This window comes from Ensifer adhaerens, assembly GCF_001270265.1.
Taxonomy (GTDB): domain Bacteria; phylum Pseudomonadota; class Alphaproteobacteria; order Rhizobiales; family Rhizobiaceae; genus Ensifer; species Ensifer adhaerens_B.
In genome coordinates this window covers 24082-49310 of the sequence record NZ_LGAP01000021.1, presented here as the reverse complement: position 1 = coordinate 49310, position 25229 = coordinate 24082, and the positions used below count along the sequence as shown (strand labels likewise).

General features: G+C 63.0%; 15 protein-coding genes and 1 pseudogene. 4 read left to right on the top strand and 12 right to left on the bottom strand.

Features of this window, described 5'->3' with window-relative positions; translation table 11 throughout:
* Positions 1-28: 28 nt before the first annotated feature.
* The 6 genes from AC244_RS24150 to AC244_RS24125 all read right to left on the bottom strand — a co-directional run bounded on the left by AC244_RS24150 (position 29) and on the right by AC244_RS24125 (position 7440).
* Entirely contained in the window at positions 29-1270 is a 1242-nt protein-coding gene (locus AC244_RS24150; RefSeq protein WP_053251368.1) for an MFS transporter, read from the bottom strand.
* The gene (locus AC244_RS24145) at positions 1270-3681 is read right to left on the bottom strand and encodes a TonB-dependent siderophore receptor (RefSeq protein ID WP_053251367.1); all 2412 of its coding nucleotides are present in this window, start codon (positions 3679-3681) and stop codon (positions 1270-1272) included. Before AC244_RS24145 ends, AC244_RS24150 begins: the two co-directional genes overlap by 1 nt.
* Positions 3682-3787: 106 nt before the next feature.
* Complete coding sequence (locus AC244_RS24140; RefSeq protein WP_053251366.1) at positions 3788-4738, bottom strand: FecR family protein; 951 nt, start codon at positions 4736-4738, stop codon at positions 3788-3790.
* A 96-nt stretch (positions 4739-4834) separates the two neighbouring features.
* Positions 4835-5329: a sigma-70 family RNA polymerase sigma factor gene (locus AC244_RS24135; RefSeq protein ID WP_234717022.1), complete on the bottom strand. Its 495-nt coding sequence runs from the start codon at positions 5327-5329 to the stop codon at positions 4835-4837.
* A gap of 394 nt (positions 5330-5723) precedes the next feature.
* Complete coding sequence (locus tag AC244_RS24130) at positions 5724-6746, bottom strand: serine hydrolase domain-containing protein (RefSeq protein WP_053251364.1); 1023 nt, start codon at positions 6744-6746, stop codon at positions 5724-5726.
* 109 nt (positions 6747-6855) lie between these two features.
* Entirely contained in the window at positions 6856-7440 is a 585-nt protein-coding gene (locus AC244_RS24125) for a TetR family transcriptional regulator (RefSeq protein WP_053251363.1), read from the bottom strand.
* Positions 7441-7529: 89 nt separating this feature from the next.
* On the opposite strand from AC244_RS24125, the gene AC244_RS24120 reads away from it, so the two are divergent.
* The gene (locus AC244_RS24120) at positions 7530-8438 is read left to right on the top strand and encodes an SDR family oxidoreductase (protein WP_053251362.1); all 909 of its coding nucleotides are present in this window, start codon (positions 7530-7532) and stop codon (positions 8436-8438) included.
* A gap of 31 nt (positions 8439-8469) precedes the next feature.
* Here the strand turns inward: AC244_RS24120 and AC244_RS24115 are convergent, their stop codons facing one another.
* On the bottom strand, positions 8470-14259 hold the full coding sequence (locus tag AC244_RS24115) for an alkaline phosphatase D family protein (protein ID WP_053251361.1): 5790 nt from the start codon (positions 14257-14259) through the stop codon (positions 8470-8472).
* Positions 14260-14731: 472 nt separating this feature from the next.
* On the opposite strand from AC244_RS24115, the gene AC244_RS24110 reads away from it, so the two are divergent.
* The 3 genes from AC244_RS24110 to AC244_RS38270 all read left to right on the top strand — a co-directional run bounded on the left by AC244_RS24110 (position 14732) and on the right by AC244_RS38270 (position 19131).
* Entirely contained in the window at positions 14732-16444 is a 1713-nt protein-coding gene (locus AC244_RS24110) for an adenylate/guanylate cyclase domain-containing protein (RefSeq protein ID WP_053251360.1), read from the top strand.
* 34 nt (positions 16445-16478) lie between these two features.
* A complete protein-coding gene (locus AC244_RS24105; protein ID WP_053251359.1) occupies positions 16479-18761 on the top strand; it encodes an ATP-binding protein in 2283 nt (760 codons plus the stop codon).
* Positions 18762-18876: 115 nt separating this feature from the next.
* Positions 18877-19131, top strand: a complete 255-nt coding sequence (locus tag AC244_RS38270) for a hypothetical protein (RefSeq protein WP_053251358.1) — start codon at positions 18877-18879, stop codon at positions 19129-19131.
* Positions 19132-19238: 107 nt separating this feature from the next.
* Here AC244_RS38270 and AC244_RS24095 read toward each other — a convergent pair whose 3' ends face one another.
* From AC244_RS24095 to AC244_RS24080, 5 genes and pseudogenes are all read right to left on the bottom strand, one after another.
* On the bottom strand, positions 19239-19859 hold the full coding sequence (locus tag AC244_RS24095) for a pentapeptide repeat-containing protein (protein WP_053251357.1): 621 nt from the start codon (positions 19857-19859) through the stop codon (positions 19239-19241).
* A gap of 144 nt (positions 19860-20003) precedes the next feature.
* The gene (locus tag AC244_RS37230) at positions 20004-20156 is read right to left on the bottom strand and encodes a hypothetical protein (protein WP_161807895.1); all 153 of its coding nucleotides are present in this window, start codon (positions 20154-20156) and stop codon (positions 20004-20006) included.
* Between the two features lie 71 nt (positions 20157-20227).
* Positions 20228-21340, bottom strand: coding sequence for an ABC transporter permease (locus tag AC244_RS24090; RefSeq protein ID WP_053251356.1), 1113 nt, complete (start codon positions 21338-21340; stop codon positions 20228-20230).
* Between the two features lie 2 nt (positions 21341-21342).
* Complete coding sequence (gene rbbA, locus AC244_RS24085) at positions 21343-24129, bottom strand: ribosome-associated ATPase/putative transporter RbbA (protein WP_053251355.1); 2787 nt, start codon at positions 24127-24129, stop codon at positions 21343-21345.
* Positions 24129-25200, bottom strand: a pseudogene (locus AC244_RS24080) (HlyD family secretion protein). The gene rbbA and the pseudogene AC244_RS24080 overlap by 1 nt, the downstream one beginning before the upstream one ends.
* Positions 25201-25229 lie beyond the last annotated feature (29 nt).

Here is a 25229-nt window from a genome sequence, read left to right as displayed (position 1 = left end):
AACGCCGACCGATCGGGGGAAGCCGACGTCAGGCAACGGCTTGGCGTGGCAAACGACGCTGGCGCACGAGAAGCACAAGCAGTGGCGCTGCCAGCGTCGAGACGATCGCGGCACTGAGGAAGAAAGCCGTATAGCCGAAGTGCTCGGCGATCCAGCCGGCCCCAAGGCCGCCGGCCATGCTGATGAGACTGTCCATGCACTGGAACAGGGTGAAGTCGACGCCCGCCTGCCGCGGATCCGCCCAGCCCATGAACTGGGCGTAAAGTGCGACGAAGCCAACGGCCATGACGCCGGACGAACTGGCAACAGCGATCGTGATCACCAGCGATCTTGGCAGCTCTCCATGAGAGGCGATGAAGGCAAAACCGCCCAGCATGACGACCTGCAGCAGCAGCGCGCCGACCAGAACCACGCCGGCACCCCACAGACGCACAAGCAAGCCGCCCAGCAGCGCTCCGCCGAAACCGACCAGCATGCTGCCGAGACCGTTCAAGATGCCGACATCGGCCAGGCTGAAACCATAGTCGATCAGGAACGGCCCGAGCATGGCGAGCCCCCATTTCTGGGCCGAGACGTAGATGGCAGCCATCAGCAGCCCCTTGCGAACTTCGGGTCGCCTGAGAGCCGCCGCAAGCGACGGTGTGTGGCCGCGCACCTCGCTCGAAGCACGCCGACCGGGCCCGAGCAGGAAGGGAAGTCCAAGGGCGAGCACGATCGCTGCCATGATCCATACGGCAGGCGCCCAGCCAAGCCGGTCGACGAACACGAGAAACAATCCCGCGCCGATCGCCGAACCGACATAGGCGCCGCCCACCTGGGCAGCGTTGCCCCAACCGTGGTGCTCCTTGGCGAGCGTTTCCACCGCATATCCATCGCAAGCGATGTCGACGGTGGACGTAACAAGGGCAATGAAGACGAGGCAAACAAGCATTAGGCTCAGTCGCTCGGGTCCGAGAATGCCGAGCGCCGCCAGGGCGAGTGCGCAGAGCACGCCCCCGAGGACAACGATGATCGATGATCGGTTGCGGCCGGCGGCCGGCAGGCGGAACCGTTCGACATAGGGCGACCAAAGAAATTTGAGCGCCCAGGGCAGTACGGTCAGGTACACCAGGCCGATCTGGTCGAGCGGCAGCCCCCGCTCCCGCAGGACTGCCGGCAGGCCCAGCATCGTCAGCCCGCCGATGACGCTCTGGGCGACATAAAGGCCGCCGACCGTAAGGAAGACCGCGACCGGAGACGGTGTCGCGGATGCCCGCTCTCGATGCGCCATCAGAAGCGGTACCGCAGGCTGGCGACGACCTTGCGACCCTCGTCGAAGTAGCAGAAGCCGGTGGTGCACAACTGCTCGACTTCGTTCAGCAGATTGGTGGCGTTCAGCTGCAGCCGAACGCCCTCGAAGGATGGGTTAACGGCACCGAGGTCATAACGAACCGAGGCGTCGACGAAGGTACGGGCCTGGTTGTTGAGGATCGGCGTGTGAACGTTGTCGCCGAAACTGGACCCGACATAACGGACACCCGCACCGACGCCGAGCCCTTCAAGCACGCCGGATTGTACCTCGTAATCCGCCCAGAGCGAGAACATGTGATAGGGCGAGGAGTTCAGCGTGTTGCCGAGCGTCTCCGACGTCAGCTTGGTGATCTCGACGTCATTATAGGAGTAGGAGGCGATGAAGCTCCAGCCGTTGTCGAGCGAAGCGTTGCCTTCGAGTTCGAAGCCGCGGGACTTGAGGTCGAGCTGACGCAGGAGGTTTATGCCCGAAGACGTCTCGTAGACGGTGGCGTTTTCCTGGTCGATGTCAAAGACCGCCGCGGTGATCGTCGCGTTCTGGCCGGGGATCTCGTACTTGACGCCCGCTTCCCACTGCTTACCGAGCGTCGGCATGGCCGCCTGGTTGACCCCGCCAAGGTTGATGATGACGCCTGGGTTGGAGACGAAGGCAGTGCCATAACTGACATAGGGCATGAGGCCGTTCGGCAAGACGTAGCCGAGTGCGGCGCGCGCGGTCGTTTCGCTGTCATCCCGATTGAAGGGCGAGCCGTCGACCGAATATTTGTTGTCCACCCAATCGTGGCGTAGGCCCGCCGTCAGGCGCCAGGCGTCATACTCGATCTGGTCCTGGACATAGATGCCGATGCCGCTCTGCGACTGCTTCTGCGTCGACGTCAGTGCCGGCACATAAGTGAAGTCGTCGGTGAAAAGATCCGGCCCGCTGCCCTGCTGCGAGGTGTACTTCATGTAGCTGTAATCGACGCCGGCGATGAGCTGGTGGGCAGCAGCACCGGTGTCAAAATCGAACTTCAGGTAGGTGTCGCTGGCAACGCCGGTGTTGTCTTCGACAGTCAGGCCCGGATAGGCGTCGAACACCCATTCCTGGTTCGTCGAAATGTCGGAATAGCGCAGCTTGTGATAGAGCGTGACGCTGTCGCTGAGTTCATGCTCCAATTCGTAGCCGATGCGCGCCTGCTTCTGGGTGAAGTCGTTGAAACGGGCGTCGCCGCCATAGGTTGGGATGGCGCCGATCGACTTGCCGTCAGGCCCGTAGCGATTGAGGTAGCCCCAGGTGCCCCCGGTCGTCGAATCCATGTATTCGCCGAGAAGGGTGAACTTGGTGCCCTCGTCCGGCTGCCAGGTGAAGGCCGGAGCGATGAACAGGCGATCGTCCTTCACCGCCTCGATCTCGGTGCGCCCGTCGCGGGCAAGGCCCGTCATCCGGTAGAGCATGGTGCCTTCGTCGTCGAGCGGTCCGGAGAAGTCGAAGGCACCTTGCACGCGGCCGTAGGAGCCGTACTGCACCTCGACCTCACGCAGCGGATCGCTGGTCGGCCGCTTCGAGACGATGTCGACGATGCCACCGGAGCTGCTGGCGCCGTAGATCGAAGCCGCCGGGCCGCGCAGGGTGGCGATTGCCTCGACGCCATAGGGCTCCAGGCGGAAGAGGGCGTTCGGGCTCGAAATCTGGCGCAGGCCGTCGCGGAAGATGCCGGTAAGGGTAAGGTCGATGCCGCGTACCTTGAAGGCATCGAAACGAGGCTCGGCGCCATACTGGCCGACGCGCGCACCGGGCGTGTAATTCAACGCCTCCATCAGGTTCTGAGGCTTCAGGTCCTGCAACTGCTTCTGGCTGATGACCGACATCGACTGTGGCGTCTGCATGACAGGCGTATCGGTCTTGGTGGCGGTGCGGGCGGATTTCGCGACATAGCCCTCGGTCTCGATGATGCCCTCGACACCTTCGCGCTTTCCGGTCGCAGTGATCTTCTCGAGTTGCGTCGCCCCATTCTTGACGACGGCACCGGTTACGATCGTCGCGTCGGTCGGGTCATAGAGCTGAACGGTCTTGGCGCCGGTCATGCGATATCTAAGACCGGTGCCTTCCAGCAACTGTGCGATCGCCTTGTCGGCGGCCATCTTGCCGCTCACGCCCTTGGTCAGCTTTCCCTGGGTTAGTGCGCTCGGATAGAAGAGCCGCAAGTCTGTCTGTTGCCCAAGCTTCAGCAGTGCCCCTTCCAGTGCACCTGCGGAAACCGAGACATCACGCTGGGACGACGAGACCGATGCGGGTGCTCCGACCGGCGTTTCGGCATGCAGCGCCGTCGCGCATGCAATGAGGGAAATGCCGGCCAGTGCCGAACGAGAGAAAAGCCGGCGCCGAAATCCGCGTGCCTCGAAAGATGTCATCCGTAATCCCCAACAGAATTCTGAGGCAGCGCATATGCTCGTCGCGCAGCCACTCGCTGTCTAAGAGTGCACGCGCGACGATCTCCTGACGTCGATCGGAAATTTTTTATCGGGAACGGACGACGACCATCAGATCCGACAGCCGCATGACGCTGAGCGGCAAGCTGGCTTCAAGGACGCGCAAGGCATCGTCGGTATCGTGAAGGTCGAAGATGCCGGAGACTTCCAGGTCGCCGACGGCACCGTCCATCAGCAAGATGCGGCCGTGGCGATAACGCTCAAGGGTCGCCAGCACCTGGCGCAGCGGGCGTCGCGAGAACACGAGCTTGCCGTCACGCCAGGCCGCCCGGGCCGCGACATCGGCTTTTGCCAATGCCAGCCGGCCCTCTCGATCGATCGTCGCAACGTCGCCCGCGCCGAGCACGACATCCTGCCCGGTCGTCCACACCTGCACACGCCCTTCTTCAACCTGCACATCCGGTGACAAGGAGCCGGTGGCCGCCTTGACAGAATAGTGCGTCCCGAGCGCCGTCGCTGTGATCGTGCCCTCCTCGACGATAAAGCTGCGCCTGGGATCTTTCATCACGTCGAAGAAGGCTTCTCCGCGCAAAAGCTCGATGCGTCTGCGCCCCTCGTCAAAGCGGACGGCAAGCGCGGTATCGGTGTTCAAGTCGACCTGCGTGCCATCGGCCAGCGTCACACGGCGAACTTCGCCAACGCCGGTATAATAATCGGCGCGCCAGCGGTCGGCATAGGGCGTGGTCATCAGTACCGCGGCGACACCTGCGGTCAGACAGAGCGCGACAATACCGCTTGTCTTGCGACGCCTTAAGGCACGCAACCTGCCAAGACGCTCGGGCGGTATCGGCACGTCTTCGAGGTCGGCCCATAACGTGCGCAAGTCGTCGTAGGCACGCGCGTGCTCAGGGTTCTCGACGCGCCAGGCCTCGAACGCCTCCCGATCGACCATCGTCGCGTCGCGCGATTGCAGCCTTGCCACCCAGGCGGCGGCGGACTGAAGGATGCTATCGTCTATGTCCTGGCGATTGTCGTTCATCGCGGTTCCGGTCGAAATGAATTTCAGGCAAGCGACATCTCAAGGATGCGCGCACATCATCTTAGAGTTGAAATGAAGACGCCACCTGACGTCCGATCAGAAAAAAATCTCGGCGCGCATTTTCCGGCACTCAAGCAATGCCCGAATGATGTGCTTTTCGACCATATTTCGAGAAATTCCCAACTGATCGGCGATCTCACCATTGGCAAGCCCGTGCAGGCGGCTGAGGATGAAAACCTGCTGGCAGCGGTTCGGCAACCCTTCGATCGTGCGCGCCATGATCAGCAGGCATTGACGCCCGTTGACGATGCGGTCCTGGATCGGCCTGTCCTCGGCGTGCTCCAGCCCCTCGCTTTCCGCGACGAACATCGTCATTTCGCGCGCCGCACGCTGTGATGCGACCCGCGCCACCGAACGGGCGACCTGGAACAGATAGGCCTGCGGGTTCTCGATCAAAGTAGAGCGCGACGCTTCGAGCATGCGCATGAACGTTTCCTGAGTGGCGTCGACCGCATCCTCGCGATTCCTGAGACGTCGGCGGAAGAAGTTTCGGACGCGACCTTCTTCTCGTTCGTGAAGCCGCCGCACCATTGCATCGGTCATCAGACTGCCGCCTCTTCATTGTCCATGGCAGCGGCGCGCCGCGTACAGGGACCGCCGCATTGCGCGCAGGTCGAATGGCCATCGGCCGATATCGCTCCACGCCACTTATGTTGAATATGTTACTCATGTTTGATAGGCGAAGTGGCACGGTGCTGCAATGCCACGGCAATGGGAACTTTGCCGCCGGTCGGCGATTGCCCGGAGAAGGCATTTCGCATTGATTTCCTGTCGTTTTTACCTATCAGGGCCGCGACAGGCGCCCTGTCGATGCACACGGACCGTGTGTTTTGACAATGGGTGTTGCACAGCAGCAACGGCCCGACAGCGGCCGCGAACCCGAGCCCAAACGGCGTTCAACAACCGGCGGATCTTGGCCGCACCATTATTCGCCGAGACGTGGCGCCGCCTTGACCGTGTCGATGATGTTGCCGAGCAGCAGATGCAGCGCATCGCGATAGCCGGTGCGTGCCGACGGGCCGCTCTCCTGCGAGGTCATCACAACGGTGAGGTCAAGCGCCGGAACGATATAGAGCATCTGACCGCCATAGCCCCAGGCGAAATGCACGGTCTCGCCGGCGATCTGGCGCTGAAACCAGCCGTAGCCGTAGATGTCGCCGGAGAACCGCGAATTGGTGCGCGGTTGCCAGGAAAGCGCAATCCACTGCGCCGGCACCACCTGTCGACCATCGGCGGTTTTGCCGCCGTTACGGTATGTCTCGCCGAAGGCAAGCAACGATCGTGCACTCATCGCCATCTGGTTGCCGCCGAGGTAGATGCCCTGGGGATCGCGGTCCCAGGCATCGATGCGAAAGCCCTTGATCGGACCGAGCCATTCGCGGGCCAAGGCAAGTGTCGACTTGCCGCTGACCTTGGTCAGGATTGCGGAGAGCAGATGGGTGGACGCGGTCGAATAGAGCATCGGCCCACCCGGATCATCGTCGAATGGCTGCGCCAGGGCGGAACGAACCCAGTTGCGGCTGGACACCCAACGTCCGTAATTGGGGCCGGACATCCGCCCAAGACCCGCCTGCATCGACAGCAGATGGCCGATGGTGATGTCCTCAAGCCGCGGATCCGGCGAAGCCGGCAGCTCCGCCTTGAGGATCGGAGCGATCTTCTGGTCCGGCCCTTCCAATAAGCCCTTGCCGATCGCGATGCCGACCAGGGTCGATACGATCGATTTGGAGGCCGACTTGATATTGGTGGTATCCGTCGGGCGGTTGCCCTGGTAGCCGCGTTCTGCAACGACAGAGCCGGCCCTGGCGACAATCACCGTTTTCAATGGCCCGAGGTCGTCGCGCGCCGCAAGTCCGTCCAACAACGCCGAAAGCGATGGCCGATCCTGCGCGACGGCCAAGGAGCACATCACCAGCAGAGAGAAAAATGCAGCAGCAAACCTGATCATGCATTCCGATCTAGGGTGAATGGGCGGCCACGTCATGGCCCCGCGAACAATGTCACGGGGATTTGAAGCCGGGTGACCGGCCCCGTTGTGGCTCAGTCGCGCAAAGGCTTCACGATGCGTGTGGGGCCGATGCGCCTGTGGCAAGGACTGACACAAACCGACGCAAGCTCTGCTTGACGAAATCGGCAACCGGGGTCTGCGGGTCGAAACTCCACCAAAGCAAGGCCCCCTGCCAGTGGGACGCCATCAGGAGACCGATGCCGGGCACCGGCGCCGACGGGCCAGCGAAGCACTCGTCCAACGCCTGGGAAAGCACATCGCGCCACATCGCACCTCGGGCGCGAAGCGCAGGGTCGCGCAAATCCTCGCGCAGGATCCGAAGGCCGTCGGCATAGGTTTCGATGCCGCCATAGTCGCCTAACAGTCCGACGAGCAGATCGACGGCGCCGTCCGGTGTCTTCGGCAGGGTTGCCGACAGCTCGGCGGTCAAGCGGTCGAGCCCGTCCCAGGCCTGCAGAAGTGCGCGCTGAACGAGCTTCTGCTTGTTCTCGAACCGCTGGACCAGGGTGGAGGCCGAAAGCCCCGTGCCCGTGGCAAGGGCGGCAAAGGTCAGGCCCTCCGGCCCGCTCGCATGCATGATTGCCAGTGCGGCGGCCAATACGTCTTCATCAGGCATCGTTTTGGGACGTGGCATCTTGACTCTCATTAATAACCGAATAATCGTTTATATATTCTATTGCCGCAGCCATGGCCAGATGGCTTTGATCGCCAAAGGAGGAAAATATGACGCTTAGGGGAAAAATTGCATTGGTCGCAGGCGCCACCCGCGGCGGCGGACGCGGCATCGCCGCCGAACTCGGTGCGGCGGGTGCCACCGTCTATGTCACCGGCCGCACCACGAAAAGCCAGCAATCGGAATACAAGCGCCCCGAAACGATCGAGGAAACGGCGGAACTCGTCAGCGAACTCGGCGGTCAAGGCATCGCGGTGCAGGTCGATCATCTGCAGTCCGCGCAGGTGAAGGCTCTCGTTGAACGCATCCGCCGGGAGCAGGGTCGGCTCGACATTCTCGTCAACGACGTCTGGGGCGGCGAAAACCTGTTCGAATGGAACAAGCCGGTATGGGACCACGATCTCGACAACGGTTTGAAGCTGCTTCGCCTGGCGATCGACACGCACCTCATCACCGCCCATCACGCCCTGCCCCTGATGATCGAAAATCGCGGTGGGCTGCTTGTCGAGGTGACGGACGGTACGGCCGAGTACAATGCCGAGCATTATCGGCTCTCGCCGTTCTACGACCTCGCCAAGGTCGCGGCCAATCGCATGGCCTGGGCGCACGCCAAGGACCTGGAGCCGTACGGCGCCACGGCCGTCTCGATTACGCCTGGCTGGATGCGATCGGAGATGATGCTGGAGCATTTTCAGGCGAAGGAAGAGACCTGGCAGGAAGCAACGAAGATCCAGCCGCATTTCGTCATTTCCGAAAGCCCGCGCTTCGTCGGCCGCGCCATCGCGGCGCTAGCCGCGGACCCGCAAAAGGCGCGGTGGAACGGGCAGTCGCTGTCGAGCGGCGGCCTTGCCCAGGAATACGGCTTCACCGACATCGACGGCTCGCGCCCCGATTGCTGGCGCTACATGCGCGAGGTGATGGAGCAGGACAAGCCCGCGGATGCGGCGGGGTATCGCTGAGCCATCTCGCCCGAACCCGTTTGGTGGTCCATCAGATCGTCAGCGTCTGCACCGCGCCATCGCCGAACTCGCAATCCAACTCCCAGCCGGTTCCCGCCGGACGGACATGGAAGAACGTCGCGCCGTCTCCCGGCGCCGGGCGCGCTGCATTGACGACGCAGCGGTATTTCCTGGCGCCATGCCGGATTTCGATTGTCTCGCTGTCGACGATCTCCTCGTCGATGCCGTTGGCGAAGGGATAGGGCGCAAACATCGCCGCCGTGTGGATCGAGTGGAGACGGGTGACGGAGCCATCCTCATCGCAAAGATCGACCGTCGCGACGCAGGCCCGGTGTTCGTCGCCCGAGAGAAACACCACATGCTCGATCCGGTTCTCGGCGATGTAGGCAAGCACCTCGCGAAGCGTGTTGGGATAGCCGTCCCAACCGTCGGAATGCAGCGCGCTCAGGTTCGTCCAGGAGAGGCTGCTGTCGCGCTGGATGGCACGCCGGTGCCGTGGCAGCAACATCACCGGTGACACGACGAATTTCGGCGCCGGCGCCAGCAGCAGCCATTGCTTCAAACTCTCCATCGTCGCCGGTGCGATCATCGCCGCCGACTTTAGGCCGTCGCCGACCTTGCGGTGCGTTCGCTGCGTCCGCGTGTCGAGCATGAAAAAATGGAAGCCGTCGAAATCGAACATCTCAAGCTTGGCATGCATGCCGCGCTGATACTTCCAGTAGGCGTCGATACCGCGCGTCGCCTTTTCGGCATTGACACAGTCGTCGGGCTCGGCGATCGGCTCCCAATTGTCGTCGATCTCATGGTCGTCAAGCAGCATGAAGGACGGAATCTGCCTGAGCACGTTGCGCACACTGTCCTGGCTGAGCCAGGCTTCATAGGGCAGGCGGTAACGATCGTCCCGTCGTGTCGGATCATAAAGCCCCGCAGTCGGGTCGACATAGACCTGATCGCCGACGAAGAGCGCGAAGCGTGGCGTGATCCCGGCTTTGGCCTCCAGCCGCGAGCCGATGCGGCCATAGGAATGGTAGGCGACCGCCTCGTCGAGAAAGCCGGCCGGATACTGGCACGAAGAGAGCGTAAAACTGGTGCCGTCCGATGTCGGCTCCAGGGGCGGCTGTACCGGCGGATTATAGGGGATGATGCCATCCCGGAGGGCAAAATCCTGTTCGACAACCGGCGGACGCGCCGTCTGCTTGACGCCCTGGCGCCTTGCATTCGGAGGCGGAAAGGCGATTGCGCGCGCCACGGCAGCGGCCATCTTTTCAAACCGGCTGAAGGCGAATGCGACCGCCTGCCCGCGTGAGGCATTGCCGGCCCCTGTCGGATCCAGCCGTCGCATCCGTTTCTGCCCGATATCGGCAACGAAATAGCCGTAGGCAGGCCCTCGCGCGACACGACCGGGCTGTGCCAAGTCCCTGTCAAAGTCAAAGGTCGGCAGCGACAGACCTCCTCCAACATCACCGGTTGGCCCAACGTCACCCGTCGGGTCAAGGGGAGCCGCAGTCTCGCGGAACACGATCACAGGCGGTGGTGCCGCGACGGGTTCGAGCGGCGGCGGAGGCTCCTCGTGCTCCAGGTCAGGCGCAGCCAGCGCGGCATCCTCGTCATAGACCAGCAGGACCAAAAGGGCATTGCTGCGATCTGCACCGCCGTTGCCCGGCATGCGGGCCGGCAGCGGGACTTCGAATGCATCCCAGCCATCGTCTTCAAGCGCCTTGGAAGCATAGGCTACCAGGTGTTCCATGAGATACCCGGTATCCCAGGGCAGCGCCGGATCATCCGGCCGGCAGATACGATCATCGACCAGCCGGATGCGCAGGAGTAAAGCGGCTTCGGTTGCCCGATGCGAGGGCGCCGAACCAAGGCGGATAACCAATGCCGGGGTCTTTGGGCGCTCTTCGGTGAGGATCGGGCCGATCCAGGGCGGATAGACCACTTTTTCACTGTCGGCCTTGACTGCACCCGCAGGAATGTCGGCGTCGAGAAACTGCTGGATCTGCTGCAGGGTCGCGTGACGCGTCGTTCCGACCAGAGCATCCTGATGGCCGGCGCCCGGATTGACGAATGGCGGGGTATAGATCCGCCCGGCATCTCCAAAAATCTGCCGCATGCGATCGACGGTCGACACATGCGACAGGCCGTTTTCTGCCCCATGCACGCTGAAGGTCGGGAACGACCAGTGCTTTTCCAGGTTCTGGCGCGACACCAGACGGTTGCGCCCGTGAAAGTCCGTCATCGTTGAGTAACGCACGAAATGCAGGGTCGACGACACCGTCGACAGGCTCAGCGGACCGAAGTGCTCGTCGATATGGCGCAGCATCTCCGGCTCCATGTTGCGCACGTTGAAGTCGCGCCCGTAAAGCGCGTCCATGCGATGCCGCGTGCGCGTCCAAGGCGTTCGCTTCGTTGGCCACAGCGGATTCTCGACGTCGAACTCCTCGACCGGATAGGGCAGCGTCGACAGCAGCCGGTCGAGAAGATCATCGGCCAGGGTCGGGTCCTTCGGGTGGAAACTGTAGCTGTCCGGCAGGAAATCGATGAGATAGCGCACGACATAGGCGCGAAAGATGTTGGCCGGCGCAAAGACCACGAGCGGGCCAACCTGCGTGAACACTGCACGATTGACGAGCCCGGCGGCATGGCCGTTCAGCACCGCGATGCTGAACACGACGGTACCCATGCAATGGGCGATCACATCGACCGTCCCGTCCAGCGACGTCGCCGCCACTGCCTTCAGCGCTGCCGGTACGTCGACATTGCCGATCTGGTCGAAGCTCCAGGCTTCCGTCGCCGTCGGCTGGCCGGCACTGGTTCTGAGATCAGCGATCCATATGTCACGGCCCGTGCACCAGAAATGGCTGGCGAAATTGGGATTGACCGCATGGTGGGCAAAGGTCGTGCCGCTGGCGCTATAGCCGTGGAACATCACCAGTGGGCGCTTTTTGGTGTTGGGATGGCGGTAGCGCGTCAGCCGCACTTCGCCGGGAATGTCGTTGCCTCCGCCATCCGGTCGTTCGGGGGCAATTGCGATGCGATGCAGTTCGGCCGTAATCGATGCACCGCCGGGCAGGCTGAGCGTGCTCGGCGGTAAACGGTTGACGATTGCCTCCCGTGGCCGCCTGTCCTGGTCAGGAGCACGGAAACTCCAGATGTGCATACCAAGCAGAAGCCGCGTCACGAAGCCGAAGAACATCAGCAGTTCGCCGATAGTGTTGGCGCCATCGCGTTGATTGACGATCCGGAACAACGGCACGCCGATCCGCGCGAGATAGCCGGCATCGAGTTTCAGCACGCGCTCGCCGCCGTCGGGGCTCAGCCCGGGAAACCTGTCGAGCGTCACCTCCATGAGCTGGCGCCATGGATTGCAGCGCCTCTCATAGGTAAAGGTCTTGGTGCCGACGATCCGGTTGCCGGCAAGCGCGATCTTGCCGCCGACGTCCGGCGGTCCAATGGTCAGATCATAGCGCAGCGCCCTGATCTCGCCAGAGCGGCTGGCGATCGAAAAGGCCGATTTGACCCGCGACCAGATGCCGGGTCCGCCATCACGGTCGACGAGAGCCTGATAGCTGTCGCGAAGACCCCGGTTCAACGTCCAGGCCTTGCCGGCGCGCCACACGCGCCCGAGCACGGAACTCTGCTGCCGCTCGAAGATCCGCAGGCTGCCGGAGATCGGCGCGCTGAATTCGACGGCTGCATCGAGCTTTTGCTCCTTCACATGCAAAGGCAGCCAGGTCCTTTCGAGCGTTTCCCATACCTCCCTGGGGAAAATCCGGATCTGGCTCCGGATGGCGCGGTCCGGCACTTCGGTCGCGACACGAATGATCGGATGGCTGCCATTGTTCGGCGTCAACTGACCGAGCGTCGTGGGTGTGAACCGCATGGTCAGCTCGACGATCCGGGTTTCCTCGACCCCACCCTTCGGCGTCAGGCAAACGGGGCCGACGAGCCGTTCGATGATCTCCACCTCGCTCGACTGCGCTCGCGCGGCGATATCGGTGCTGCGAAAGACGGGCCGCACCAGCGGTACGCCGACAGGCCGGGTTTCGGCCGCTGCATAATCCCATTCGGCCGCCAGCGCCTCGGCAGCACGCAGCGCAATCGCTGCAATCGTCAGCGCAGGGTTCGTCGCAAGCGCCGTCGGAACAATCGACCCGTCAAGGACAACCAGACCGTCATGCACCGCATCGGAATCCGTCGATGTGAACACGCGGCCAAGATGGTCGACCACGCCATCCGTGCCGGTATCGGCCATCGCGCAGCCGCCAAGTGGATGAACGGTTGCCAATGGTCCGCGCTGATCCTTAAGCAGCCAGGCCAGGTCGGCCGGCAACAGCTTCCAGACCGGATTGGGAATGAGGCGACCGCCTGAGTTCCTTGTCAGTGCGGCGAGCGCCTCGACCTCCTGGTCGAAGATGGGCAGGTTTTGCAGCTTGTCCCAGCGGATCCGGGCAATGCCATCGCGACCGACATCAACTGGATCACCGTCGAGCTCGATCCTGCCCGCCGCGCCGTCGTCGGCCATGACGGCATAAAGCGCCGAGCGCCCGATGCGCGCCGCCGGCACCGCATAGATATCGTCATCCGGAAACCCTTGCCGGTGCCTGGTACCGTCATATCTTGCAAGACCGTGCAGCGTATTGAGCGTGGCAAAAACCTCGGCGAAGGCGATGCGCAAGGCTGCCGGCACCGACATTTCCTCGATCATCACACCGGCGGAGGCACGCAGGTCGATCACGCCGGTGATCGTCGGCCCTATGGCCCGGATCGATGGCTTGACGGTTTCGTCGGCGACGGTGTTGACGTCAGCACCGGTGGCATAGTCGGCAACCAGCATGTCGCCATTGGTCGAGCACCGCGTGCCGAGGTTCTTGTCCGCCAACCGCAGGCCTGCACCCCGAGACCGCATGAGAATTTCGCTCGAGCCCAGCGTGCCGGCGGCGAGCACGACCTTGCGTGCCCTTATCAGCACCGGATCCGCGTCGCGCTTGCGTAGTTTCGCGTTGGTGTGAACGCTTCTGATGATCCACCCGGCATCTCCATCCCTGGCTATGCTGAGCACCGTTGCGCCGCTGAAGATTTCGGCGTCGTATTCATTCGCCCGTACAAGCAAATTGACGTCGAGCGAGTTCTTCGCGCCACCATTGCAGCCGGTCGCGCAGTCGCCGCAGCGCACGCATTTGTTCAGGCGCACATTGCCCGAGCTGGTGGTGTCGCTCATCGCGACCGTAATCGAAGCCGGCCGGAAATTGCCGTCAGGCGCGATGGCGCGCACCGAACGAAACTTTTGCGGCACACCATCGACATGATCGGCGATGGTGTTGGGGGCGCCCTTGATGGTGCTGCCGAGCAGATCGCGGGCACGATCGAAATAGGATTTCCAGTCCGAGAGGTCCTTGAGTGCCGCCGGCCATCCCTCGTGAAACACGCTTGGTAGCGGCGTTTCCATGACCCCGGCATTGATCAACGAACCGCCGCCCACACCATTGGCAACGACGGCAACGACCTCCTCGCCAATTCTGATGTCGATCAGCCCCTCTTTGTTGTTGTCGCCCCGAATATGGCGCGGCAATTCACCGAGCCCTGTCGGAAACGAGCCCGGCAGATATTCCCGCCCGCGCTCGAGCACGCCGACGGAGATTGGTCGGCCCTCATGCGTGCGGCCGGCGAAGGTCGACGCGGCGATGGAGCCGCCATAACCGCTGCCGATGATCAGGACATCGAAGTGCACATCGGCCGGCGCCTTGCGCACGCGATCAACCAGCCGTTCGAAGCCCTGCGATATCCAGGCCGTTTTCGATTCCGTGTCGAGGTCGCTCATGCCGACCTCCGCGGCGAGCGGCCGCAGCACCCAGGGATGGGATATCGCAACGCCTCGTCGATGGCGGCCGCCGATCGGTTGTCGACCTGCGATCTGTCTTTGCCGATGTCGCTTCTCTGCATAGTGTTCCCCACCAGATATGCAGCCACCTCGATCGCGGCCGCTTTTCTTCCGGTCTTTCCACGCCTGCAAAATATGTTCGCATCCGTTCCATGCTTCGAAGCCGAGAAATGTCGACTTAACCTTGGGTTGCATATGGGCACAAAGCAACACATCGGCCCTTCCGACCCATACCCTTATTCCGACTGAGGTTGAGAGACCCCTCTTAGCGCCGGGCGAATTATATGCGAAAGTCTGCAGATACGTGAGTGGGGGCACACTAATCCAGAAGTAGTAGGCTCCTCACCCCATCGTATGAGCAAACTGGGCGCCGACGCTTCCTCCGTCTTTCTGCGGCCGTGAGAAAGAAGTCATGGGAAAAAACGATCCGCTCCTGGAGGGCTTCCTGCCGCTGGAATTGCTCGGCAGGATCCATGGCGCCAACGGCGACCGCCCCGCAGCGGTCGAGTTTCCGGCCGCGGTGCTGTTCGTGGATGTGTCGCGTTACACGGCCCTCGTCGAACAATTGGCCCGGCGTGGACAGGAAGGCCTGGAGCAGATCCCAAAACTGCTGACGCTTTCCTACGCCCGCTGTGCCGAGCAGATCTGCAGCCGTGGCGGCGAGGTCCTCTATTTCTCCGGCGATTCCCTCCTTGCCTACTGGGCCGCGGGCGATGTCGGCCTTGGCCATGCCGTGCGATCCGCAACCGACTGCGCAGAAGCGATCTGCCGGGACCAAGGCGCTCGACCGGAGGCGGCCACGGGTGAAGTCGGGCCTGCACTTCACGTCGGCGTCGGAGCGGGACAGCTCTGGGCCGCGGCACTCGGTGGCCAGCCGGTTTGGAACCTGATTGCCGGCGGCGACGCCGTGATGCAGGCAGCGAGAGCGCAGAGCCAGGCCCGTCGCTGGGAATATGTGCTGTCGGACGGCGCGACGCAGGCGATCGCGCTTGCGGAAACCACAGGCGCTGCGGACGTCTCTCATAGTGCGCGTTCCATGCCGTCGGCGCTGCCGACCGAATGGCTGGCGGGCTTCCTGCCGCCGCAACTGCAAGACATCGTCCGGGCCACCGAGAAGACGGCGGTCGTCACACATAACGGTTTCTCGCATGACGAAGGCAATGGCTTGAGATCAGACGCACGGCTGGACCGGCTTGCCGAGATCCGGCCAATTTCGGCCTTGTTCGCGCGGATCGCCGGGCTCGATCACAGCGACCCTATGGCACTTTCCCGCCACCATGACCTCTGCGCTTCGCTGCAAGCCGACCTGCAGAATTCAGGCGGGCCACCTGGTGAACTGCTCTTCGATGACAAGGGCCTCGTCTTCATCGCGGCTTTCGGCGCCCGCGGGACCTTTCACCGCGACGACCCGCAGCGCGCCGTCGATGCGGCACGGGCCATCTGTCGAACTGCCCAACGCTTCGACCTCGCCGTATCGGTAGGCGTGGCGACGGGCGACGCACTCTTTCGCATCGTCGGCAGCCCCCGCAGGCGTCAACTGATGGTTCTCGGGCCGCCGGTCAATCGGGCCGCGCGTCTGATGGCCGTCGCTGCGGATGACATCCTCTGCGATGCGCCGACCGAGCGGGCAAGCCGGGCGGCGTTCTCCTTCGAACGACGTGGCGCCCTGCAACTGGAAGGCCTCGGCGACATGGCGCCGGCGTTCCGCCCCCAGACGCGGTCCCCGGCTGCACCCGTCCCGACGAGCCTTATCGGCCGCGAACGCGAACTGCGGTTCCTGCGAGCCACATTTGCCAGCGTCAGCGGCGGCACCAACAGCCTCGTCGTGGTTCTCGGCGAACCGGGCATCGGCAAGACCAGGCTCGTCACCGCCTTCACCAACGAATTGCGGGCAAAGGGCGCGGTCGTCGCCGTTGCCCCCGCCGAACGGGATGATCGGCGCACCTCGCTTTGGGCATGGCGCCGGGTCATCGAGAGCCTGCTTGGCCTGCCCGCGGACTGTGATGGTACCCGCCTGTTTGAACGTATTCATGAGCGCGTCAAGACAAACGCCGCCATCTTGGCGCGGCTGCCCTTGCTTGCCGACGTCCTGGCCGTCGACATCCCCCCAAAACGAAGGCACTAGGCACCTCGACGGCGCACACAGGGCGGACGCGACCATGCGTCTGATGGGCGACATCATCGCCACGGCAGCACCACATCCGCTGACCCTGGTGCTGGAAGACAGCCAATGGCTCGATTCGGCCTCCTGGCGGCTTGTGGAATGGGTACTCGGATCGCACTCCTCACTGCTGGTCATCCTTTGCGTGCGCTCCGAGGAGATCCCGGACGAGGTGAAAAGCCTCAGGCGCAGGGCCGAATCCGCCCGCATGAGCGCCGGGACATCGGAGAGCGACGATCCGGCGCGCTTTTGTCAAATCCTGGAACTTGACGAGCTGAACGATGCCTCGATCTGCAAGCTGGTCGAGCGGACGTTGGGCAAGGCGCCGCCGCATGACGAACTGGCGCATCGGATTTCAAAGCTTGCCGGCGGCAATCCGTTTTTTGCAGAAGAAATCGCCTTGACGCTGAAGAGCGAGGGCCTGATCGCCATTCGTGACGGTTTCTGGCGCTCCATCCGCCCGCTCGACGACCTCAGATATTTCGAGGGCGTCGAGCGGGTCATTCGCGAGCGTCTCGATCGCCTGACCGGCTCGGCCCAGGACGTGATCAAGGCTGCGGCCGTGGTCGGGCGCTCGTTCACCGCCACGGAGCTCGAGGCCTTGCTGGAGCCGGAGCTGGACGGCGAGAGCGTCTATGCCGCGCTCGAAACGCTTGTGGCCGCACATCTGGTGCGCGCAGAAGAGCAACCGGGAAACTATGCGTTTCGCCACGACCAGACGCGCGACGTCGTCTATGGATCCATTCCGGGGGACCTGCGCAACCGGCTTCATGGTGCGCTCGCAACCTGGATCGAGGCAGGTCGGAAGGATGCGGTAGGCGCGGACGTCGCGGTCCTCGTCCAACATTTCGAAGCGGCGGGCAACAACGAGAAGGCGGTGAAATATGCCGATCTCGCCGCGACCAACGCGCTGCAGATCGGCGCCTTCCGCGAGGTCGAGGCGTTTGTCGGCATCTGCCTCAGCCACGAACCCCGGAAGCACCCGTGGAGCGACGATCAACGACTGCAGGCCGTCCGATGGCGCCGGCAGCTCGCCGAAGCCCACTATAGCCGGGGTGATATCCACGCGCAGGGCGTTGCCGTCCGGCGTGCGTTGAAGGCGGCCGGCGCCCCCGTGCCGACCTCGGCGAGCGGGACGCTGGTTGGCCTGATGCTGCGGGGTACCCGGCTTGCCTACCAGCAGGCGTTCCCGCCGTCACCGGACTGGGCTGGAAAACAGACCCGCTTGCGGTGGGAGCGCGAAATGGCCCGTTGCCTTAACCAGGCGGCGATGGTCGACTATTTCGAGCTGCGCTTCTCGCGCGGGATGTGCAATCTCGTCGGCGCCGTCACCCATGCGGAACGCACCGGCTCTTCGGTCGAAACCGCGGTTGCGTCGTCACAACTCGCCTGCGGCTTCGGCATGATGGGCTGGCGGCGCGTATGCCGCCACTTCATGTCGAGGGCCGAAAAGGTCGCGATCGAGATCGCCGATCCCGCAATCCATTCGCATGTCTGCAATCTCGACGCGCTCTGGCGCATCGGCCAGTGCGACTGGGAGATGGTCGATCGCCGCCTCGACCAGTCGCAGGATCTGAGCCTCAGGGCCGGAGACCAGCTGCGCTGGTGCAATGCGCAGGGCATGCGCTTCTGGTCGCTCTACTATCGCGGGGACTGGAGCGCGCTGGAGCCGACGGCGCTGACGCTTTTATCTCGGGCCCAGAATGCGGGAAACATTCAGCAGGAAATCTGGGCCTTGCGTTGCAAGGCCCTTTGCGTGCTGCACATGGATCGACCGCGCGAAGCGGTGGAGGTGCTCAGGCTGATCACGTCGGCCATGCTCGGCTCCGTCGATCTTGCTGCGCAGATATCGGCGCGCGGGGCGCTGGCGCTGGCGCTCGCCCGTGTCGGCAGACACGGAGAAAGCGTCGAGGCAGCCGTCGATACGCTTCGCCTCCTGCGCGCCATGCGCCGCCCCTCCTCACACAGCACGCTGATCGGCATTTCCGGCGTGGCCGAGGTCCTGTTTCGTGGACGGGAGGCGGGTTTGTCGCGCGAGTATGAACAATGGAGTCATTGGGAGCGCCAGGTGCTGCATGAGCTTTCGCGCTATTGCCGGGTCTTCCCGGTCGGCACGGCGCAATACGGGCTGTGGTGCGGCCTGGCGCACTGGCTGGACGACAGCAAGGACCGCGCGCTGTCGACGTGGCAGCAGGGTCTGGCCGCAGCCAAGCGCCTTTCGCTCAGGCAGGACGAGGCGACCATCGCTGCGGAGATACGGCGTCGGCAGGACAATGTCTGATCGGCAACAGGCGGCCCTCAAGACGGCCTCGGCCTGGCGCTGTTTCGGTGGACGGCCTTGAACGCACCCCTCGCCTCCTATAGTTCGGGTCCCGAGTTGATTTTGGATTGGGACAATCGTGTCGAGAGATCGTTATTCGAGAAAACTGGAATGCTCGAAATGTGGGGCGTCCGGCTTTGCCGAGGCCTCGGAAAACGACGATCCGAAAAGCAGGACCCGTGGTTTCCTCATCGATCATATGCCAACCGGCTTTTCAACGGAGCGCCCGTCGAGCGACCCTTCCAAACACATGATGCGGTGCCGCTGCGGCAATATCTTCGCCTTCAAGCAGAAGACGGTCTATGCGCCGAGCGGCGAACCGCGAAATTAAACGGAGTTCGCTGCCTGCACCCGCAGGTATCGTGGAAAAGCTCTATCGCTTTGATCTTACGCATTTCCTGATGGAAAACCGCTTCGCACTTTTCCTGGAAATGCTCTCTAAGACGCCCGGACCACCAGGCCCATGGCCTCACAGATCATCACCGACTGCTCGATCGTGATGACGGCGCGCTTCAGCGTCACCGTTTCAGGCTCGATTGAACTTATATCGCTGCCGCGCAGATCACATCCGCTGAAATTGGCACTGTGAAGCCAGGCACCCGACAGGTCGAGCCCATTCATGGTTCCGCCCTCGCAACGCGCCCCGGTAAGGTCGGCCTCGCGCATGACCGTGTCGGCGAAAACGGCGCTGCGAAGGTCCGCGCCCGGCAATCCGACGAAGGACCAGTTCCCACCCTTGACCCTCGTCGCGTCGAACTTGCAGCCGTCAAACATGCTGCCGACGAATTTGCAGTCGTTGAAGGTGACGTCGTAGAAATTGCAGCCGACAAAGGTGCAGTTAATGAAGGCGCTGCCCTCATGGCGCGAGCAATTGAACTTGGCGCGACGGAAGGTGCATTCCTTGAAGACGGCACCGGCGCTTGTTGCCTCGATCATATCAAGATCCGAGAAAAGTGTACGGCTGTGGTTACGGTCGGAGATATCCAGACCGTACCAGTCTGCGCCCGCAAGAGTGGTTTCCGTTGCGGGGGCTGCTTCTCCGTGTTTACGTTCGGCCATCTTCCCTCCGCCCTTCCCCATTCAAGCATTGTCACCGCGCACGATCGCGGCCATTGCATCGGCCTTGACTGCCGTTGCCGGTCTATTGCTGTAGAGCACTCCGTCAGCGCCTTCAACGGCCTGTACAAACCGCACCGGCGAAGACTAGCCCGGCCAGCGCCAATCCTGGATTTCAGGCATGTCCTCGCCATATTCGCGGACATACCGATGGTGTTCGTCGAGCTTGCCATGAAGCTCGGGGCCGATCTTCACCGTCGAAGATCCGGCGTTGAAGGTGATGAGCAGTCCCGGTGCCATCACGGCCGCCCCTACGTCCAATCACACATCGCATCATGCGCCACAGGCGAGAGCCGCCTGTGGCGCATGCGCTATTTCAGAAACGCCCGGAAACGGCGCATGGCGAAGGCAAAGAGAATGGCGCCGATCACCAGCAAGGCAAGAAGCTGCGGCCAGACCACGTCCAACCCCGCATCGCGGAAAAGAACCGCCTGTGCCAGAATGACGAAGTGGGTGTTCGGCGCCGCCAGCATGATGTTCTGGATGATTTCAGGCATGCTTTCGCGTGGCGTCATGCCGCCGGAGAGCGCCTGCAACGGCAAAAGCACGAGCATCAGCAACAGGCCGAACTGCGGCATCGAGCCGGCGATCGTCGCAAGCAGGATGCCCATCGACGTCGTTGCGAACAGTTGCAAGGCCGTCGCCAGCAGGAACAGCGCAAACGAGCCCTGCACCGGCACCGCCAGCACCCCCTTGACGATGAAGACGAGCGAAACCGCCGAGGCCAGCAGCACCACCAGCCCCATCGACCAGACCTTGCTGACCATGATTTCGAACGGGGTCACGGGCATCACCAGCAGGTGCTCCACCGTTCCATGCTCGCGCTCGCGGATGAGGGCCGCCCCGGTCAGGACGATCGACAGGATGGTGATATTGGTGATGACGTTCATCACGGCGCCGAACCAGCCCTTGTTCAGTTCGGCATTGAACCTTGCGCGCAGGACGAGGTCGACCGGCAACTTCTGTTCGCTGCGGTGGCGGTCGAGGAAGCCCGAGACCTCGCCGGTGACGATCTGCTGGATATAGCCGTTGCCGGAGAAGGCCTGGCTCATGCGCGTCGCATCGACATTGAGCTGGATCGTCGGCGAGCGTCGGGCCAAAAGGTCCGTCTGGAAATTCGGCGGAATGTCGAGCGCGAAGGTGTCGAGCCCCTGGTCCATCCGGCGGTCCATTTCCGCCGGCGTGATCATCTGCGGCGGCACGAAATAAGGTGGATAGAAAGCCGTCGAGACCCGCGTCGACACCGGCGAACGATCCTCGTCTACGATGGCGACCGCCGCGCGGTTGAGCGTTTCCGGCATGGCCGTCGAGCCGGTATAGACCGACAGCGTGAAGGAATAGACGATCAGGATCAACAGGATCGGGTCGCGCCAGAGCCCCCAGAGTTCCTTGATGCCAAGATGGTAGATATGGGACAGGCGCATCGTCACCTCGCCTGCTTCTTGAGGGACAGGGTGCCGATGACAAGCAACACCGGCACCGCAATCAGCATCGGCACGAAGGCGCCAGCGAGATCGCCGAAGCCCAGCGCCTTGGAGAAGGTACCGCGGGCGATCGTCATAAAATGCGTGGTCGGGTAGATCTGGCCGATGAAGGCGCCTGCCCCCTCAAGCGAAGAGACCGGATCGATCATGCCGGAATACTGGATGGCCGGAATGAGCGTCAGGATCGCCGTGCCGAAGATCGCGGCGATCTGGCTCGACATGAAGGTGGAAATGACAAGCCCCATCGCCGTTGCCGCTGAGACATAGATCAGTCCCGCAACCGTCCAGGTCAGCAGGCTGCCGGTAAACGGCACCCGAAAGACGAAGATGGCGAACGCCGTCAGCAGCACGAAGTTGAGCATCGCCAGGGCGATGTAGGGTATCTGCTTGCCGACCAGGAATTCCAGCCGCGTTACCGGCGAAACGTAGAGATTGACGATCGACCCCAGTTCCTTCTCGCGCACGACGCTGAGCGCCGACAGCATGGCCGGGATCAGCATCAGCAACAGCGGGATGACCGCCGGAACCATGGCGACGATGCTCTTGACATCAGGGTTGTAGCGAAAGCGCGTTTCGATCTTGAAGCTGCCGGTGGTCGCAGCGGCCCCGTAGCGTTCGCGGATCTTGCCGGTCAGCCAATGGGCGTGCAGCCCCTGCACGTAACCCTTGACCGTTTCAGCCCGGCTCGCCATGGCGCCATCGATCCAGGCGGCGATCTCCACCGTGTTACCACGGGCCGCGTCGCGGGCAAAACCCGGCGGGATCTCGATCGCCAGGCTGAGTTCGCCGTTGCGCATGCGTCGGTCGAGGTCGGCATAATCGATGATCGGGTCCTTCTCGATGAAGTAGCGCGAGCCGGCGATCTCGAGAATATATTCGCGGCTGGTCGTCGTCTGATCATGATCGAGCACCGCGAAGGTCAGGTCCTCGACATCCATGTTGATGCCGTAGCCGATGACGAACATCAGGATCACGGTGCCGATGGTGGCAAGCGTCGCACGGATGGGGTCGCGAACCAGTTCCAGCGCCTCGCGGCGAGTGTAACTGAACATCCGCCCGATATCGAAAACCCTGGACTTAGAGGACCGCCTCGTCCCGGCCTGTCGCTCGGCTACCGGCTCCAACGGCGCTTTGGCTCGCACCACCGCGGGAGCCGCCTGTTTCGCTCCGGCAATCGCCTCTTCCAGATAGGCGATGAAGGCTTCTTCCAGTGTCGATGCCGAACGGCTCTTCATGATGCCGGCGGGCGTATCGCTGATGAGCACCTTGCCGGCATGCATCAGCGACATGCGATCGCAGCGCATCGCCTCGTTCATGAAATGGGTGGAGATGAAGATCGTCACCTGCTCGTTGCGGGAGAGGTCGACGAGGATCTGCCAGAAACTGTCGCGCGCCACGGGATCGACGCCCGATGTCGGTTCATCGAGAATGAGGATGTCGGGCGAATGGATCAGGGCGACAGCGAGCGAGAGCCGCTGGCGCACGCCGAGCGGCAAGGCGTCTGGCAAGGCCTCCATCACGCCAGTCAGGTCGAAGCGCTCCGCCAGCTCCTCGATTCGATCAGGAATGGTATCCGCCGCCATGCCGAAAAGCTTGGCGTGCAGCTCGAGGTTCTGCAGAACCGTAAGCTCGGTATAGAGCGAGAAAGCCTGCGACATGTAACCGACGCGATGGCGCACTTCCATGTCGCGCGGGTCGACCTCGCGTCCGAAAAGCTTTGCCGTGCCTTCGCTGGCGGCAAGCAGGCCCGTCAGCATCTTCATCGTCGTCGTCTTGCCGCAGCCATTGGAGCCGAGGAAGCCGAAGATCTCGCCGCGGCCGATGCGGAAGCTGACATTGTCGACCGCGACGAAATCGCCAAAGCGCATGGTGAGATTGTTCGCCTCGATGGCGATATCATCGCTTGCGCCTTCGGGACGCGGCGGAATGACGACATCGTGGTGCTCACGCCGCAGCTCCTCAGGAAGCAAGGCGATGAAGGCGGCATCCAGCGTGTCGACGCCGGTCTTTTCAAGAAGTTCGTCGGGCGTGCCCGTTGCCAGAACCCGGCCCGCATCCATTGCGACCAGCCAGTCGAAACGGGCCGCCTCTTCCATATAGGCGGTCGCCACGATGACGCTCATGCCCGGCCGGTCGGTGCGGATCTCGTCGATCAGCTCCCAGAACTGCCGTCGCGACAGCGGGTCCACGCCCGTGGTCGGCTCGTCGAGGATCAGCAGATCGGGATCGTGGATCAACGCGCAGCAAAGCCCGAGCTTCTGCTTCATGCCGCCGGAAAGCTTGCCCGCGGGACGTTCGGCGAAGGGGGCAAGGCCCGTGCTTTTGAGAAGGCTGGCGATCCGCCTTTCGCGCTCTTTGCGATCGTGGCCGAAGAGACGGCCGAAGAAGTCGACGTTTTCGAAGACCGAGAGCGTCGGATAGAGGTTCTTGCCGAGGCCCTGCGGCATATAGGCAATGCGCGGGCAGATCCGGCGCCGGTGGCCGGCATCGGCGATGTCGCCGCCGAGCACCTCGAGCCGTCCTGCCTGCACGGCGCGTGCCCCGGCAACAAGAGAGAGCAGGCTCGATTTTCCCACCCCATCCGGTCCGACCAGACCGGCCATGCAGCCGGACGGTATGTCGAGCGTCACATCATCCAGCGCCTTCGTCTTCCCGTAGGAAAGCGTGACGGCGTTCAGACGAACCACGAGCTCTGCCGGCGGCAAGCCGGCCCGGTCGGGATCTGCCATCACTGCACCAGCGTGCCGGTCTGGCTCGCCGGCCACTCCGCATTGGGATCGACCTTCACATAGGCAACGCCCGGAAGCCCTGTTTTCACCATGCGGATATATTTCTTCAGGAGTTCCTTCGGGATCTGCGCCTTGATGCGGAACGTCAGCTTCTGCCGCTCTTCGGCCGTCTCGACGGTCTTCGGCGTGAACTGCGCGACATCGGCGACATAGGACACCTTGGCGGGAATGATGTATTGCGGCGCGGCATCGAGCACGAGCCGGACCTCGCTGCCGATCGACAGGCGGCCCGCCTGATCCGTCGGCAGGAAGAACGTCATGTAGACATCGCCGAGATCGACGAGATTGAGAACGCGGCCGCCGGCCGCCAGCACTTCGCCGGGCTGGACGACGCGATACTGGATGCGGCCATCGCGCGGTGAGACCAGGGTGCTGTCGTTGATGTCGGCGACGATGCTCTCGACCGATGCCTTGGCTGCCTCGACCGAGGCTTCGGCATCGACGACCTGGGATTTGGCCGAGTTGATCGCCGCATTCGAAGCGGCGAGCGAAGCTTCCGCGGCACTGGCCGCAGCCCTTGCGCCCTCTGCGGTCGCCCTGTCGTCGTCAAGCACCTGCTGCGAAACCGTGCTTGTCTTGACGAGCTGCTCGGAACGGGCGAGCCGTCGTTCGGCAGCGTCCAGTTGTGCCCGCCGCTGCGCCAGGCACGGCCTCGGCTGCCGCCTTTTCCGCCTCGCGCTGGGTCACCAGATTCTTTGCCGCCTCTACGCCGATGATGGCGCGCTGCTGCTGTGCTTCGGCCTGCCGCTTATGCGCTTCCAGTTGCACAGTATCCATTTGAGCGAGCACCTGACCGGCGGTGACGAAGTCACCCTCGTCCACCAGGATCTCTTTGATTCTGCCCGGCGTTTTGGTCGAGATATCGATCTCGACGGCCTCGATGCGTCCGTTGCCGCTGGCGATCCCGGCGGGCAGCGCGTTGCGATCCATCTTCTGCCAGGCGTAGTAGCCGCCCGCCAGGGCAAGAACGACCCGACCGACCACAAGCCAATTCTTACGGGCTTTTTCCATTTCAGCGTCCCACCTTCAAATGCACACCA